This window comes from Enterococcus sp. AZ179, from assembly GCF_050498885.1.
GTDB classification, from domain to species: domain Bacteria; phylum Bacillota; class Bacilli; order Lactobacillales; family Enterococcaceae; genus Enterococcus_D; species Enterococcus_D entomosocium.
Window position 1 is genome coordinate 1 of sequence record NZ_JBMHEO010000002.1, and the last position, 17,092, is coordinate 17,092.

General features: G+C 43.6%; 13 protein-coding genes. 12 read left to right on the forward strand and 1 reads right to left on the reverse strand.

Going from position 1 to position 17,092, the window contains the following annotated elements; all coding sequences use genetic code 11:
- The first annotated feature begins 39 nt into the window (after positions 1-39).
- From IGI88_RS16790 to IGI88_RS16845, 12 genes are all read left to right on the forward strand, one after another.
- Positions 40-405 (forward strand): hypothetical protein, encoded by a 366-nt coding sequence (locus tag IGI88_RS16790; RefSeq protein ID WP_008381556.1) that lies wholly within the window; start codon positions 40-42, stop codon positions 403-405.
- Positions 406-450: 45 nt separating this feature from the next.
- A complete protein-coding gene (locus IGI88_RS16795; protein WP_429960068.1) occupies positions 451-2,790 on the forward strand; it encodes a WxL domain-containing protein in 2,340 nt (779 codons plus the stop codon).
- Positions 2,791-3,093: 303 nt separating this feature from the next.
- Positions 3,094-5,238 carry a glycoside hydrolase family 3 N-terminal domain-containing protein gene (locus tag IGI88_RS16800; protein WP_429960067.1) on the forward strand — a complete coding sequence of 715 codons (2,145 nt, stop codon included), beginning with the start codon at positions 3,094-3,096 and terminating at the stop codon, positions 5,236-5,238.
- A 223-nt stretch (positions 5,239-5,461) separates the two neighbouring features.
- Positions 5,462-6,463 carry a LacI family DNA-binding transcriptional regulator gene (locus tag IGI88_RS16805; RefSeq protein WP_008381553.1) on the forward strand — a complete coding sequence of 334 codons (1,002 nt, stop codon included), beginning with the start codon at positions 5,462-5,464 and terminating at the stop codon, positions 6,461-6,463.
- Between the two features lie 13 nt (positions 6,464-6,476).
- On the forward strand, positions 6,477-7,394 hold the full coding sequence (locus IGI88_RS16810) for an ROK family protein (RefSeq protein WP_008381552.1): 918 nt from the start codon (positions 6,477-6,479) through the stop codon (positions 7,392-7,394).
- Positions 7,395-7,451: 57 nt separating this feature from the next.
- Positions 7,452-8,399 carry an ABC transporter permease gene (locus IGI88_RS16815; protein WP_429960066.1) on the forward strand — a complete coding sequence of 316 codons (948 nt, stop codon included), beginning with the start codon at positions 7,452-7,454 and terminating at the stop codon, positions 8,397-8,399.
- A 12-nt stretch (positions 8,400-8,411) separates the two neighbouring features.
- Entirely contained in the window at positions 8,412-9,287 is an 876-nt protein-coding gene (locus IGI88_RS16820; RefSeq protein WP_429969539.1) for a carbohydrate ABC transporter permease, read from the forward strand.
- A gap of 18 nt (positions 9,288-9,305) precedes the next feature.
- Positions 9,306-10,949, forward strand: a complete 1,644-nt coding sequence (locus IGI88_RS16825) for a hypothetical protein (protein ID WP_005236527.1) — start codon at positions 9,306-9,308, stop codon at positions 10,947-10,949.
- A gap of 15 nt (positions 10,950-10,964) precedes the next feature.
- On the forward strand, positions 10,965-11,543 hold the full coding sequence (locus IGI88_RS16830; protein ID WP_429960065.1) for a hypothetical protein: 579 nt from the start codon (positions 10,965-10,967) through the stop codon (positions 11,541-11,543).
- A 164-nt stretch (positions 11,544-11,707) separates the two neighbouring features.
- Entirely contained in the window at positions 11,708-13,336 is a 1,629-nt protein-coding gene (locus IGI88_RS16835; protein WP_008381549.1) for a PTS transporter subunit EIIC, read from the forward strand.
- Positions 13,336-14,667, forward strand: a complete 1,332-nt coding sequence (locus tag IGI88_RS16840; RefSeq protein ID WP_086338716.1) for a 6-phospho-alpha-glucosidase — start codon at positions 13,336-13,338, stop codon at positions 14,665-14,667. The genes IGI88_RS16835 and IGI88_RS16840 overlap by 1 nt, the downstream gene beginning before the upstream one ends.
- A gap of 221 nt (positions 14,668-14,888) precedes the next feature.
- Positions 14,889-16,262 carry a gluconokinase gene (locus tag IGI88_RS16845; RefSeq protein WP_244733498.1) on the forward strand — a complete coding sequence of 458 codons (1,374 nt, stop codon included), beginning with the start codon at positions 14,889-14,891 and terminating at the stop codon, positions 16,260-16,262.
- An 18-nt stretch (positions 16,263-16,280) separates the two neighbouring features.
- Here IGI88_RS16845 and IGI88_RS16850 read toward each other — a convergent pair whose 3' ends face one another.
- Entirely contained in the window at positions 16,281-17,021 is a 741-nt protein-coding gene (locus tag IGI88_RS16850) for a MurR/RpiR family transcriptional regulator (RefSeq protein WP_008381545.1), read from the reverse strand.
- Positions 17,022-17,092: the final 71 nt, after the last annotated feature.

A 17,092-nucleotide genomic window follows, 5' to 3' on the forward strand; every position in this document is an offset into this window, starting at 1 on the left:
ATCGTTTTCGAAATGAACAACTCACAAGGAGGAGGGAGAATGGATATCAACGGTGCATCTATTAGAGGAAGGGCTTTGAAAGTATGTTTGGTCTTATTGTTCGCTTTCGGATTTACAAGAACGAGTTTTGGCGAGGAGAGACGTTCAACGGAAACGGAGGGGACAGTGGGGTTTACCGGGATTTATGAGCCTTTGGATCAACCAGAACCATCTCCACCAACCGGTCCTGTTCCGCGTCCACCGCAAGACACGGGTAAACCCGGCGGGCAGCTGCCCCAGACAAACTTCATTCAACGGTTGGATTGGGTGATTCTTGGAAGTCTCTTGCTGATCACCGCACTTAACATATACGTAGTAAAACAACTTATCAAAAAAGGGAAATCAACATTCCCTAAGTGGGGCTAGATCCCATGGGGAAAATAAGAGAAATGACATTTAGGAGTGAATGCGATGAACTCATTTTTTCGCAAAAAAAATAAGTGGTTGCTGGTTCTACTTGCCTTACTCCCACTGATTACAACATTAACAATCATGAATGCCGAGACGATTTTTTCGTGGACACCAGAGGAAGAACACGAGGAGAAGGCCGACGATGAAGTGAGTGGAGAAATCTCCTTTGCGGAGGAACTGATCCAAGGCGAGGTCGAGCACGTAATAGATTTTATTTTCTACTCAGAAGTTGCCCTCGAAACGGTGGACATCGCGTTGCCTCAGGAAATAATCATTGATCTGGAAGCTTTGAACGATGAACTAACGGTGGTAGCAACAGACCACGAAGGTGTATGGCAGCTGAACAGCGAGACCCCACAAACGACTTTTGTCTTACCGATTCTTGTGGATACGATCGGAGAATATGAGATCATCGTTGCCGAGACTGCTACACAGCGCCTGCTGATCTTAGATCATACGGAGGCCGAAGACACTGATTCGACGGAAGAAGAGAATGACTCTGCGGAAGTAGATCAAGCAGATGAGGCTGCGGATGAAGTAGGAAGAGAGGCAGAAGTAGATGATAGAAGTGATACTACAGCTAAAATTCGAATTGAGCGAGCAGATTTCTTAGATCATTTTGATTTGCAAGGACACCCTATCGATGCTACTTATAACGAGCAAACAGGAGAAGTGCTGTTAACGCCCAATCTATCAGATCACGTTGGTAATGTTACTTTAAAAGAAAGGCTCAGTTTGGATCGTCCATTTACGCTAAAAGGCAAAGCAAATATCGGAACGAGATTAGACGGAGCCGATGGCATTGCTTTTGGCTTTCACAATTCGGCTACAGATGAAGTCGGGTATCCAGGAAATGCGTTTGGTATTGGCGGTTTGATCGATGGCTTTGGGTTTAAATTGGACAATAATTATAACACTACACCTAGTGTTTTTGAAGAATTCACGAATCGATTTGAGGTGATTAGAGATCCAATGTCTGTTGGCGGTGCGCCATTCGCTGGATTCATCTATCATACAGGTCCGCGAACGATGGCGACCTATACCGGCAATGATGCATTACCGCAAAGAGCTGGAAATCGCTTGGGACATGATTTGGATGTACTTATTCAATATCAGCCGGATGAAAATGGGAGATGGTTTCAAGTCGATTATGACAATCGGACATGGCGTAGAGATATTAGTGATTGGCAACCTGAGGATGTTTCTGCGATGGCTTTTCTTATTACTGGAAGTACAGGTGCAAGGAGTGATCGCCATACCTTTACTTTTGATTGGATGGAATATCACATTGGTACTGGAACCGTCCATGTAAACTATCTGGATCGAGAGACAGGGGAGGATATTCTACCAACTGAAACATTAGAACTACCATTACGTTTCCTTCATACCCTTGACCCCAAGAACCGAGAGAGCGATGAACCCTATCAGTTAGGGTATGACTATTACGGGGTTGAGTATGTCACAGAACACTTTGACCCAGGTACATTTGCTATTATGCCGCAGCCTTTCCATCAGAATGTTACTTTTTTATTTGATCGCGTGCCATCGAACATCAAGATCAATCACATAGATGAAGAAGGGATAGCATTGAGGGAACCAACCTATCAAGGAGAATTCGTAAATGAATCGGTCGATATCCTTCCTGAGGAGATTCCTTATTACCAATATCTTTACGAGCGGGACGGTCAGCCGCTGGAAACAAGAGTCACCCGAGATGAACAAGAATACTGGCTGGTGTATGGTTTGGAAAGTACTCCGCAACCAGTAGACCCTCTTGATCCGGATACGCAAGTAAATCCTGAGAATCCGCCTGAGATTGATGCAGAACAAGGGTTTGTCAGCTTGGATTTTGTTTCCCAATTCCAGTTTGGGACAGTTGGCATTCGGTCAGAAACGACGACCTACGATGCCCTGCCGCAAAAACTCCTTCAGCCGGCTGATCCAAATGATAATCTACGGCCTAATTATGTGCAGGTTTCAGATCGGAGGCGGGAAAATTCTGGATGGACCCTCCGTGCAACCTTACGAGAGCCTTTTGAAAGTGATGAAGGGCATCAACTGACTGGTGCTAGAATTTTATTAGACAATATCGATGTAGTAACGACTCGAGAAAACGTGTCTGAGCCACCTACTCATAAACAGCAAGCAGCACTGACTGTTGGAAATGCGGAGATAATCGCACAAGCAGGTGCCAACCAAGGCAGAGGCACTTGGGTCCAGCGCTTTGGCGATCGAGAAACAATGGATCAAAGTGTCAAACTTGAGGTACCAATTAGTGCGACTCCTCAAGCCACGAGATATTCAGCAACCATTCTTTGGGAACTTTCATTTGTTCCTTAACAATAAACAAAAAGAAGCTGCAGCGAATTGCAGCTTCTTTTTGTTAGAATCGGAGAAGACACAATGTCGGATGTATCAGGGGATTTGGTGTTATCCATTATTTATGGTACACCTTGTACCATGATGAAGATTTTTCCTTTTTGCCATGAGTTGCACCAAAGTATGAAGATCGTCTTTTTTTGAAAACGTTTTTAATTATACTGAATGAAAGGAATCGGCAACATGTTGCTTCTGCTAAGAAGGAGCAAATGCCGCAAGTTCGATAAGCAAAAGAAGAGAGCCTAATGATTGGAGAGAAAAGTAGTGGAAACCGTAAAACTAAAAGAACTGATTGACCAAATGACTGTAGCTGAAAAAGTGGGCCAGTTGGTCCAATTGACGCCAGATTTTTTTGCGCAAGGAGGAGAAATCACCGGTCCGATGCAACAATGGCACATGAGTGAAGACCAATTATTTTCGATTGGTTCTGTGTTGGGCACTCATACTGCGGAACAAGTGTATGCCATCCAAACGTCTTATCTTGAGAAAAGTCGCTTAAAGATTCCTCTTGTTTTTATGGCAGATGTTATCCATGGGTATGAAACGATTTTCCCAATTCCACTGGCATTAGCATCTTCCTTTGATACGCAGTTAGTGGAAGAGGTTGCTAAAGCTTCAGCAAAAGAAGCGGCAGAAGCTGGTGTCCATGTCACGTTTTCACCGATGGCGGATCATGTTAAAGACGCGCGCTGGGGGAGGGTCTTGGAAAGTAATGGGGAAGATCCGACCTTATCTGCGGTGTTGACGGCTGCTTATGTACGAGGGTATCAAGGAACTGCTTCCCTTGCAGAAAATAAACAGCGAATTGCTGCTTGTGTCAAACACTTTATCGGCTATGGCGCTGCAGAAGGCGGCCGGGATTACCATACTGTCGATTTGTCTGATCTGGAGCTCTACCAAAATTATCTGCCCGCGTTTCAGGCGGCGATTGAAGCTGGTGCAGAATTGGTCATGACTTCTTTTAATACGATCCATGGTGTGCCGGCCACAGCCAATCAACCATTGTTGCAGGAAGTATTGCGAGAAAAGCTTGGGTTTGATGGCTTGATCATCTCAGATTGGGCAGCGGTGGCGGAATTGATGGCGCATCGTGTAGCTGCTGATCGAAAGGAAGCCGCACAGAAAGCTTTTACTGCAGGTGTCGAAATGGATATGATGAGTGATTGCTATTTGAACGCACTAGAGCAAATCATTCAGGCAGATCCTGCTATGAAAGAGCAGTTGAATAAGGCGGTTTTTCATGTGCTACATTTAAAGAACAAGCTAGGCCTTTTTGAAGACCCTTATAGAGGGTTAGCACCGGAAAACTTAACGCCTAGACTCCTAAAGGAAACCCGTCTTCTTTCAAGAGAAGCAGCAAAGCAAACAACGGTTCTTCTGAAAAACCAAGCACTGTTGCCTTTGCAGAAAAAACAAAAGGTCGCGCTGATCGGTCCCAAAGCAGATTCAAAGGATCTTTTGGGGGCTTGGTCGTGGATCGGCAAACCAGAGGCTGCGGTCTCCTTAGCGGAAGGTCTTTCTCAAAAAGAAATTGACTTAACTGTCTTATCGTACCCTGATGGGGAAATGTTGACGAGCGCCTTTCTTGATGAGGCGTGTAAAGTCGCTAAAGGAGCTGAGGTCGTTTTATTGGCTCTGGGGGAAACCAGCGAGGAAGCGGGAGAAGCGGCAAGTCTGACCAAACTTTCTTTATCAAGAAAGCAAGAAGCATTGATTGAAGCAGTAAGTCAGGTCAATCCTAGGATCGCAACGATTCTTTTCTGTGGCAGACCACTGGTTTTGACCGCCATCGAGCCTCTTTGTCAAGCAATCATGATTGCCTGGTTCCCTGGATCAGAAGGCGGTAATGCATTGGCAGATTTGTTGATGGGCGAATCTGAACCGCAAGGACGTTTAGCTATGAGTTTTCCAAGGGCAGAAGGACAGTTGCCGTTGACTTATGCTCAACTCTCTACAGGTCGGCCACTGACAGAAGAGAATAGTGATCAAAAATATATTTCGCGCTATATGGATGAAAAAAATGAGCCGTTGTTTTCTTTTGGCTCGGGGATAGGCTATAGTAAATGCACGATTACCCACACCCAAATCATTATTCCTCAGGAAAAGGGTGCGCCATTTGAGATCAGTTGCACACTGAAAAATGAGGGCGATGTGCCGCATACAACGACATTGCAACTCTATAGCAGAGACGATGTTACGGAAGTAGCACGACCGATGAGGGAATTGAAACAATGGCAAAAAATCCATCTTGCTGCAGCCGAAGAAAGGCAGCATTCATTCTATGTTACACCAGAGGATTTTGCTTACGTTCATTCTGATTTCTCGACAAAAAGTGATCCTGGTACGATTTCCTTATACCTTGGCTTTGCTGCTGCCTCAGCGAAGTTGATTGGTACGCTCACGATTTAAAAGCCTTTCGAGGCTTTTTTTTTCGGGTACAACTTGTACCAAAGTGGCACAGGTTTCAAGGTGCTGGTACATGCGCCAACTAGTCCTAGAACCATTGTGGGTGAAAACGTTTTTATATATAGTTGGTTTATCGGATGGCCAACCTTAGAGTGGTCGTTGATTTTTTCAGCAAAATAAAAACGTTTTTATTTTTGGGAAGAATCCTTCAGGAGGGGAGAATCATTTGACAAATCGAATCACGATTCGGGAAGTGGCAAAGGAGGCAAACGTGTCGATTGCGACCGTGTCTAAAGCATTAAACGGTGTCGATGTTGTTCGGCCCGCAACGAAAGAACGTGTGATGGCTGCCGCGCAGCGGTTGCATTATGTCCCAAATTTGATGGGCAAACAATTAAAAAACACGAAAACCAAGATGCTTGGTTTTTACACCACCAGCATTAAGGGCCCATACTTTAGCGTACTAGTTGAAGCCATTGCCAGAGAGGCAGAAAAACATGGGTATGCAGTCAACGTGTTTTTATCTGCAGATAAGCGCGTTGTCCTCAATAGTATTTTAGGTGGTGTTGTTGATGGCATTATTGGATTTGAAGATTTTTTAACGAAGCAGGATTTGGCTGCGATGGAACGAGAACAAATCAAAGCCGTCTTTATCGATCGAAACATTCAAGAGAAGAACTTCGGCAGTGTAGTCTTTGATTCTTTCGAAAAAGGGAAAGCAGCCACCGAGTATCTTTTGTCACTTGGCCACAAAAAAATTGCCTTTATCAGTGGTATTACTGGTGTTTATGATAGTGATGAGCGTTTAAGAGGGTATTTAGAAGCATTAAACGAGGCAGGGGTTTCTAAACGGTCGGACTATCAATTGCAGGGGTTCTTTGAAGAAGAACGAACGAGAGTCCGCGTGCAACAGTTTTTGCTAGAGCAGAAAGATTTACCCACAGCGTTTCTGGCGGGAAATGATCTTAGTGCGATCGGAACGGTCAAGGCGATCCATGAGACCAAGTGGCGGGTGCCAGATGATTTCAGCGTAATTGGTTTTGATGGCATCGATCTTTTGGACTATTTCATGCCTCGGTTGACGACTGTGAAAAATCCAATCCAATTGCAAGGGGTCACGGCAGTAAACCACTTGATCGAAATGATTGAGGAAAATGCATGTGGTGTCTCCTACGTTTTACCAGGAGAATTGAGTATTAATCAATCGACAAAACAAGTAAATGAATAATGAGGGTGAAGCAATGTTTATTGGAATTGATGTTGGAGGAACGGCTATCAAATATGGTGTGATTTTGAGAACGGGTGAAATTGTGAAGAAAGGACAGATGCCAACCATTCATGAAAAAGAAAAATTTTTGCAATCCATCACAGCATTGATCGAATCGCTGCAGCAAGACGCAATGATCGAAGGTGTCGGTATTAGCGCACCGGGCATCATCCAAAAAGATGGCACGATGATCACGGCAGGATCAATCAAACCGCTTTATGGAATCAACCTAAAGTTGGAATTAGAGAAACGTGTCAAGCTGCCAGTCCTTGTTGAAAATGATGCCAATGCTGCAGCGATTGCTGAAAAATGGCTTGGGCATGCACAGGCTTGTGAGAACTATCTTTGTCTTGTTGTGGGAACTGGTATTGGTGGCGGGATCATCGTCAACAATCAGCTCTATCGAGGCAGTCATGGCATGGCAGGTGAATTTGGGTGGATGCTGATCGACACATTGCCTGAACAGGGAAATCTAGAGTCAGTTTCCTTGAATCAACGAGCAGCCATTGTGGGTGGTCTTTGCCATCAGTATCAACTGGCACTTCAGCAACAAGGGCGAAGTGATCTGCCTCAAGATGCAGTCGAGATCTTCCAGAGAGGAGAACAAGGAGAAGTAGTAGCGAACCAAGTGATTGCTCAATTTTTCCAAGATTTATCAGTGGGCTTACTGAATTTGATCAGTACATTTGATCCCGAGCTGATTTTGGTTGGTGGTGGGGTCAGTGAAAATGATGGTTTCATGACAAGGCTTGAAGAGACCATGAGCCAGCTAAAAGCTCGCCATGAAAGTATTGGTTATTTAGAAGGTCGCACGATTGCACCGATTCAACGAGCAAAATTAAAAAATGATGCTGGTATGATTGGTGCGGTCTATCAATTGATGAACCAATAAAGGAAAGCATGTATTTCCTTTGGGTGAAAAAGTAAGCGTTTTAGAAAGGGTGGAAAAATGGAATCAAAAGGTGTCATGCTAAAAGCAACCCCACAGAAAAGGTCATTTTTGCAAAAACTAAAAAGCCAAAGCTTTTATCAAGCGATGGTTTGGCCGGGTATTATCTTGATGATTATTTTTAATTTTATCCCATTATATGGGATCGTTATCGCGTTTAAAGATTACTCAGTTCTTGATTCGATCGCAAATGCGGAGTGGGTCGGTACTCAATATTTTCAAGAATTTTTTAGTGATTCAATGTTTTGGACGGTGATGAGTAATACATTGGGCATCAGCTTTTTTAAACTACTGATTGGCTTTACAGCGGCGATTGGTTTAGCGGTATTGATCAATGAAATCGTTCATGTGCGCTTGAAGAAGGTCGTTCAAACGGTGTCTTATTTGCCGCACTTTCTTTCTTGGGTCATCTTAGGTGGCATGTTTATTACGTGGTTGTCTGATACCGGTCTGGTCAATAATTTACTGTTAGGTTTTGGGTTGATCGATGAACCGATCCGCTTCTTGACCGATCCCGAAAAATATTGGGCGATTGCAGTCATTTCCGATATTTGGAAAGAAGTTGGATGGAATACGATTTTATACATCGCTGCTATGACGGGGATCAATCCAGCTCTTTATGAAGCAGCTAGAATGGATGGCGCCACGAAGTTCCAGCAGATCACGCGGATCACGATTCCTTCGATCCGTCATATTATCGCCTTGACATTTGTTTTGTCAGTGGGTGGGTTATTGGGTTCAAACCTCGATCAGACACTCGTCTTACAAAACCCTGTCAATTATCAGTCCAGTGAAGTCATTAATTCATTTGTCTATAAAATGGGGATCCAACAAGGAGACTTCTCCTATGCGACCGCCGTTGGCCTGTTTGTGTCGGTTGTTTCTTTGATCCTCGTAGTAGGAAGTCATCTTTTGACCAAAAAAATCAGTGATGAATCAGTCTTTTAGAGGAGGAAAAGTATGAAACAAACATTTTCAAAAGATGAGAAGATCTTCAATACCGCCAATGTGATTTTCATGGTATTCTTTTTAGCCATCATTGCGTTGCCATTATGGAATATCGTCGCTTTGTCGTTCAATGATGCAACCGATGCCGCAAGAGGGGGGATCTATTTCTGGCCACGGGAATTTTCACTAGAAAGTTACTACACCGTTTTTGAAGATTCTGCGATCTATAAAGCTTTTGTTATCTCAGTTGCAAAAACAGTGATTGGCGTTGTTTTGCATACGGCATTAACGGCGATGGTCGCCTATGGGATGAGCCGCAGAAACTTAATGGGACGGAAAATCTACATGAACATGGGGATTTTAACGATTTTCGTTTCCGGAGGAATGATCCCAACCTTTCTCTTATTCAAAGAATTAGGATTGTTAAATAATTTTTGGGTTTACATCATTCCTGTCTTATTTTCTTTTTACGATATGGTGATTTTGATGAATTTTTTCCGGAGCATTCCATTTTCGCTGGAAGAATCTGCCATGATGGATGGCGCCAATCCTTTTATTATTTTCGTGAAAATCATTTTGCCATTGTCCCTTCCAGTTTTGGCAACCATTGCATTATTCCACGGCGTCTTTCAGTGGAACGACTACATGACCGCCAATATCTATGTGGATGATCGTAGTTTATATCCTTTACAAATGCTACTATTTCGGATCGTTTCGGAAAATCTATCGCCCGCAGTGGCGACCGGAACCAATGTTGTCAGAAATACAACTTCACAGTCATTGCAATTAGCAACCATGGTGGTAACGACGGTTCCTGTCGTCGTGATCTACCCATTTTTACAAAAGTACTTTATTCAAGGGATGACTCTTGGATCAGTAAAAGAATAGACAAAAGGAGAGAAAAAAATGAAAGCAAGCAAATTATTTTTAGGGATCGGTCTCGTATGTACATCAGTCATGGTATTAGGTGCCTGTGGTAATTCCAGCAGCGAGTCAAAAGGAGCTGCTGAGGTAGAAGATCTGCCAGAAGCTCGCTTTGAAGCAGACAAAGATACACCAAGCTGGCAAAAAGACACCGACCATGAAGCGACCTTAAAATGGTATGTCAATTTTGATTGGTATGCTCAGCCGGGGTGGGGCAAAGACACTGTGACGCGAAAAATCAAAGAAGACATGAATATCAATGTCGAATTTATTTCAGGAAATGACGAGAACCTTAATACGATGCTAGCTGGTGGCGATCTTCCAGATATCATGACCTTCGATAAAAACCTGTCTGCTGCAAATGAAGCGACAAAATTTGCCTTGCCATTGAATCTTTTGGCAGAAAAATATGACCCTTACTTCTTAGAACATGCAGCGAAACCGGAATCTGTTCAATGGTTTACTTTAGAAGATGGCAACATTTATGGATACCCGAGCTTTTCCACGACTGCACAAGATTATGAGGACGGCAATGTAGTGGGAGACCAAGTTTTCATTGTCCGCAAAGATATTTACGAAGCGTTAGGTGAACCCGATATGTCGACGCCAGAAGGATTTTTAGATGCGTTAAAACGGGCAAAAGAAGCATTTCCGACAGCAGATGATGGTGCAGCTCTAGTCCCATTTGCTTCGACTGCACTAGATATTTCCAATGGTGGGGATGGCGCCTATGGTGGTACTTTGCAAGACTTTCTCAGTATCGCACCAAGTGTAGACGGTCAATTCAATGATCGTGACGCTGATGAGGAGTACATCACTTGGATCGAGACATTTAGAAAAGCGTACAATGAGGGATACATCAACAATGACCAGTTTTCAGACAATGACAACACGATGAAGGAAAAACTAGGACAAGGGCGTTATTTTGCTTACCTGCATACGAATACGAAGGGACTCAATGAGTTTATGTCCGATAATAATGCCCGTAATCCTGAGCAAACCTATATTGCCGTCGATGGTCCGAAAAATTCGAATGGCGATGATTCCACTTTTACTGGCGGAAATATTGGTGGATGGACACAAACCTTCATCACGACGTCGACAAAAGAACCCCAAAAAGCCATGGAACTTTTGACGTATTTAGCAAGTGAGTATGGCACGATGGTCACTACCTTTGGTATCGAAGGGGAAACATACAATCTTGTGGATGGCGTGGTTGAGTACTCAGAAGAAACAGAAGCGTTACGAAATTCTGATATTGCTCGCTTTGATAAGGAAATTGGTTTAGGTTCTTATTGGTTTGTTGGCAATGACAATTACGCCATTCAAATGGGACAAAAACCAGCAACATCGATTCGGCAGATGGTGGAATGGTCGCAAGACAAATTGGCGCCGCGTTTTGAGATCGAAGACATTGATCCTCGCACCGGTTCTGAAGCAAGAAACCTCACTTCCATCAACACAGCAAGAGTGCAAGCGTTGGTCAACTTTATTCAAGCAGACTCGGAAGAAGCGGGCCGTCAGATTTGGGAAGACTACCTAAAAGAACGAGAAAACAATGGATGGTCAGCAATCGTTGATTATCGAAATGAGAAAATCGCTGAAAATATTGAAAAATTAAACTAAAGGTGTGTGAGTGTGATGTTTGCTTTAGAGAGTCGTTTTTATCGTCTTTGCGAAATCGTTTTTCGTATGCTGGTATTGAATCTCTTGTTTTTAGTGGTATCGTTTCCGATCATCACGTTTCCAGCCGCTTTGCGAGCAGTGGTCGATGCTTACGAACATCCTGAAGCAAAACTGCTAAAACCCTTTTTGAAAAATAGTAAAAGCGCGTTATTGAAGACTCTGCCACTAGGGGTCTTCAATCTCTTCTCATTTTTATGCGGACTCAGCTTGTGGCGTTCTGCTACTTTGACGAATTCATTGTTTTTCTCTTTTTTGACCATCATTTTTCTTACTTTTTTGTTGTCCTACAACATTAACCTGTATGTGATGCAATCAAAAATGCAAGATCGGCAAAACCTGTTTGACCTTTTTCGTAGTAGTTTTTTCTTTACGATGATGCACTACCATAAAGGGATCGGAATCTTAGTCCTAGCAGCGATCGGCTATTTCTTCACATGGCGATCAGCACCAGGTATCTTCTATCTGTTTTGTCTGTCTGGGCCCTTGTATTTCTATCAAAAAGTGTTGCATCTAAACAGAGTGGATCAATCTTGATTCACTCTTTTTTTGTTGCTTGTAATCGCCACTAGCAAGGAAGTAAACAGGATGAAACACATTCCAATCTTTGAAACGCATTGAATTGAAAACGTTTGCTATTCTATTAGTAACAAATGTTTCCTATAATGAACCTACAAATCAATTACAAAGGAGTTTCCTCAATGAAAGAAAAAGTGATGGATGCGATGCAGAAATTCTCCAAGGCAATGTTTGTGCCCGTCTTGATTTTGCCGATCGCAGGGATATTGATTGCCGTTGGGAATGTGTTTACAAATGTCCGCTTGCTTGAGCAGTTTCCCTTTTTGGATAATCCGATAACCACCGGTTTTGGTAGTATCTTGTCCGCTTCCTTATTACCGATTTTAACCAATTTGGGCATTATTTTTTGTGTCGGGATTGCTCTAGGGTTAGCTAATAAGAAAAAAGCTGAAGCGGGATTTACCGCGTTGTTAGGTTATTTCGTCTTCTTGAATGCCATGAATAAATTCATGGAACTTCGGGGGATGTTGGTTCCAGCCGATGCCCTTCAAGGTTCAGGACAAGCGATCGTTTTAGGAATCCAAGTGTTGGATATGGGGGTCTTTCTGGGGATCATTTTAGGGATCGTCGTAGCATTGATCCATAATCGTTTTATCGATACGACCTTTAACAACGCCTTTCAAGTTTATGGCGGCGCGCGCTTCGTCTTTATTGTCTTGATTCCGGTCGTCGTGTTATTAGCCATCGTTTTCACGTTTATATGGCCAGTAATACAAACTGGCATCGACGGTTTAGGCGGCATCATTCAACAAACGGGCAACTTTGGCATCTTCTTGTACGGTATGTTGGAACGCTTATTGATTCCAACTGGCTTGCATCACTTGATCTACACGCCGTTTTTGTATACCTCATTAGGCGGTGTCGCAGAAGTTGGCGGTCAAGTCTTTGAAGGGGCACGAAACATTTATTTTGCGGAAATTGCTGACCCAGCAGTCCGCGTATTATCGCAAAGTGTCATTTGGGACGCTCGTGGGATCTCAAAAATGTTTGGACTGATCGGTGCCTGTTTGGCGATGTATCAAACGGCAAAACCAGAAAATAAAGTCAAAGTCAAAGCCATTTTGATTCCAGCTGTCGTCACTTCCTTTATTGCAGGTGTGACTGAACCAATCGAATTTTCTTTTATGTTCGTGGCACCTGTTTTGTTCGTCATTCATTCTGCACTTAGCGGCTTGAGCATGGTGGCGTTAAATCTCTTTGGTTCTCGCGCCATCGGACCGAATGGCTTCATCGACTTTCTTTTGTACAACTTGCCCTTAGGGATCGAGAAAACTCGCTGGCCAGTGTACTTGATCGTCGGAGTCGTCTTCTTCTTTCTTTATTACTTCTTGTTCCGCTTTTTGATCACGAAACTGAATTTGAAAACGGTCGGGCGTGAAGAAGATGGGACAGAGACCAAACTGTATTCGAAGAAAGAGTACAAAGAAAAACAACTTGCTGGAGCAGGTGTCGGGGTCATGGCGAGTGACCAAGCCGCCATTAGTCCGACTGGTGAAACAAGTATCTCAGCAATCATCACCAAAGCGCTAGGTGGCGATGACAATATCAAAACCATCGACAACTGCTATACCCGCTTACGTTTAAAACTAAAGGATCCTGAACTCGTGGATGAAGCGCTACTAAAAGACGAAACACAAGCCAAAGGCGTGATCAAAAATGGTGAAAATGTCCATGTCGTTTACGGGTTGACTGTGCCGAAAGTGCGGGAAGAATTAGAAAATTATCTTGGAAGAGAAGGAGAGATTGAATGATGAAAAATTTTTCAGTAGTGATCGCAGGGGGCGGCAGTACCTTTACCCCGGGAATCGTTATGATGCTACTTGACAATCAAGAACGCTTTCCTTTAAGAAAGCTGAAACTATACGACAATGATGAAGCACGCCAAGCGATCCTCGGCGAAGCCCTGGCGATTTTATTAAAAGAACAAGCACCGCAAATCGAATTTTCATTTACGACGGATCCTGAAGAAGCCTTCAGCGATGTCGATTTCTGTATGGCGCATATCCGAGTAGGAAAGTATGATATGCGGGAAAAAGATGAAAAAGTCCCCTTGCGTCATGGCGTCTTTGGTCAAGAAACCTGTGGTCCAGGAGGGATCGCTTATGGGATGCGCAGCATCACTGGTATGCTGGAGATCATTGATTACATGGAAAAGTATTCCCCCGATTGTTGGATGCTGAATTATTCCAATCCGGCTGCAATCGTAGCTGAAGCATGTCGAGTCTTGCGTCCTAAATCAAAAGTTCTGAATATCTGTGACATGCCCGTGGGCACGTTGCGTCGCATGTCGCAAATCATTGGCAAACAGCCAGAGGAGTTAGAAGTTCGCTACTTTGGCTTGAATCATTTTGGCTGGTGGACTAGTGTCAAAGACAAAGAAGGCACGGAGTACATTCAAACCATACGTGACTATGTTGCAGAACATGGCTATTTGACGCAGATCGAAGTGGATACCCAACATACAGACCCAAGTTGGCAAGACACCCACAAAAAAGCCAAAGACCTCTTGGCTCTCACGCCAGAATATCTGCCAAATACGTACTTGAAGTATTATTTATACCCAGATTACGTCTACGAACACATGAAAGAACACCCAGAGTATACGCGTTCCAATGAAGTGATGGAAGGACGGGAAAGACGAGTGTTCGATCATGCCAAAAAGATCACGGCACAAGGATCTGCTGAAGGGATCGCTTTTGAGATTGATGCCCATGCAACCTTTATCGTTGATTTGGCACGCGCCATCGCTTTTAATACGCATGAGCGAATGGTCATGATTGTGGAAAACAACGGCGCGATTGCGAACTTCCCGGATGATGCCATGGTGGAAGTGCCATGTATCGTCGGTTCTGATGGACCAGAAGCCCTCGCTCAAGGAAAAATTCCTGCCTTCCAACAAGCGCTCATGTTCCAACAGGTGACTGTGGAAAAATTAGTGGTCGAAGCATATGTGGAAAAGAGCTATCAAAAAATGTGGCAAGCGTTAAGCCTTTCCAAAACGATTCCTAGCGCAAAAGTAGCCAAAGAGTTACTCGATGATTTGGTCTCGGAAAATGGTGATTACTGGCCAGGATTGTCTTGATTTGTTTCACATTTGCGAAACATTTGCTGATTGGCTAACTGGAAAGAGGAAGATTCTCCAAGAATCTTTCTTTTTTTTGATTTTTGCTGTGGAAGGATAATTCTCTGAAGAAAATCACCACGAAACGTCTTCTCAACAAAACGATCAGACAGGTATGCTAGAATATGCCACTAACTATGGTAGAATAAAGCTAATTGAATCAGATGAGAGGGAGCAATGCGATGTTTTTAGGGATTGATATCGGCACAACAGCCATAAAATTTGGGGTCATTGAAGATCGGAAAATCATTTACTCACAGTCATTACCAATCAAAACCCATAGCCATGGGTTAAAACAGACCCAATCAGCGACCCAGATCAGTAGCCAATTAATCAGTGGTATCACAACGATTCCCGCTCAATTAAAAGCGGCAATCACAGTGATCGGGTTCAGTACCGCTATGCACAGTTTGATGCCAGTGGCTGGTGAGACAGCAGAAGAGATTTACATTTGGTCAGACAATCAAGCGAATCAAACGATGACGGCCTTTCGTCAAACGGATCTGGCGGCAACGTTTTATGAAGAGACAGGGACACCGATCCATGCGATGTCTCCCTTTGCGAAACTGGCTTATTTTCAAACAAGTGGTTCATATTCCAAAGAGACGAAATGGTTAGGCTTAAAAGAACTAGCAATGGCGTTGTTTACCGGACAAGCACGGATCGATTATAGTACCGCATCAGCGACCGGTCTTTTTTCTTTGAGAGAAAAGCAATGGAGTCAAAAGATTCTCAACTATTTATCCCTTTCAAAAGCCCAATTAGCGCCTTTATGTGCACCGACTGATCGTTTTTTGATTACCAAGGAGATGGCGCAGCGGTGTGGCTTGAAGCCTGAGGTAGAAGTGATGTGTGGGGCTAGCGATGGGTGTTTGGCAGCATATGCTGGCTATATTTCTACAGGGATCCGCAACAGCTTGACGATCGGAACCAGTGCGGCGGTTCGTAAAGTAAGTGAGACCACGGTCTTTGATCGCCAAAAACAAAATTTTTGCTACTATCTGCAAGAAGACCTCTATGTCGTAGGGGCACCTTCGAATAATGGCGGTTGTGTGCTTGCTTGGGCAAAAGAGACCTTATCAGAAGATCCTGATGGGTTTTATCATTATCTGCCGCAAGTCATGGAGGAATCACCGATCGGCAGCAACGGTTTACGTTTTTTCCCCTATTTAAATGGCGAGCGGGCACCCTTTTGGACGAATGAAATCACAGGTGGCTTTTCTGGCTTGACCCTGAAACACAATCGCTCAGATATGTTGCGGGCAGTCCTCGAAGGCATGCTGATGAACATCGATTTATTAAAGCAAATGGCGCAGTTGGAAGGGGCAGTCACTGTAAGTGGTGGTTTCTTTCAAACAAAACTATTAGGTCAAATGACCGCGGATGTGTTGGGGCTAACCTGTTATCTTTCCGATGAAAATGAACCGATATTCGGCTTGTATGATTTGTACAAAAGCTCTGTTGTGCGGCAAGATCAGCCAGATGAAAAATTTGTTCCTGATCCGCAGAACCACGCGCTTTATCAAGAACTGGCAAAAACGTATTTTCATGCATAAGCAAAAACCAGCAATCCACTAGGGTTGCTGGTTTTCTTTTTCAACACACGTGAAAGCGTCGACGATATATTCCATCAATAAGAGCAGTTTGCCAAAGAAACTGGTGTACTGGATGTTTTGGGTGTCGTAGGGACGTTCATCTGTCACTTCAAAGGAAAAGGTCGCTAGTTGATTGGCGCGATGCTCACCGTTCCCACAAAACAAAACAGTTGGTATGTGATGTTCATTGGCTAATGCCATCTTTTCCAGCACTTTTTGTGTTTCGCCAGATTTAGAGATAGTAATCAACATACTTATGTTCTCGATGTTGTTACTAATGATCCCACCTGAGTCAGAAGCACTGACTAATAAGGTTTTGATGCCGTTGACAAGCATTTTTTTGTGTAGGTATTCTGCCACGATCCCCGAAAAACCTGTGGCATAAATCGTAATAAACTTGTTCTTGTTTTGTCCATAGATTTCTTTGATCGCTTCGATCGTATCTGCAATACTGGCAGCGTCAATTTGGTAATCGATGGCGGCTTCAGTGATCGTCTGATTTTTCAAGCGATTCTTTAAGAAGTAAAGCAGCTCTAGATAGCCAGAAAAACCTAGTTTTTGCGCAAGCCGCACGATGGTTGCTGGGGAAGTGTAGATCGTTTTAGCGATTTCTCTTAAGGGCAGTCCATCGATCGCAGCGGTATTTGCAAGCAAATAATCAAGAATTTGCAGCTCATTGTCAGTCAATTTTTTTCCTTTGATCAATACATTTAAGTCCATTGTTCGGCACTCCTTTGTCTTGTCTTCATCATACAATGAATAACGACAGAAAGTAAAATAGGAATCGCGTC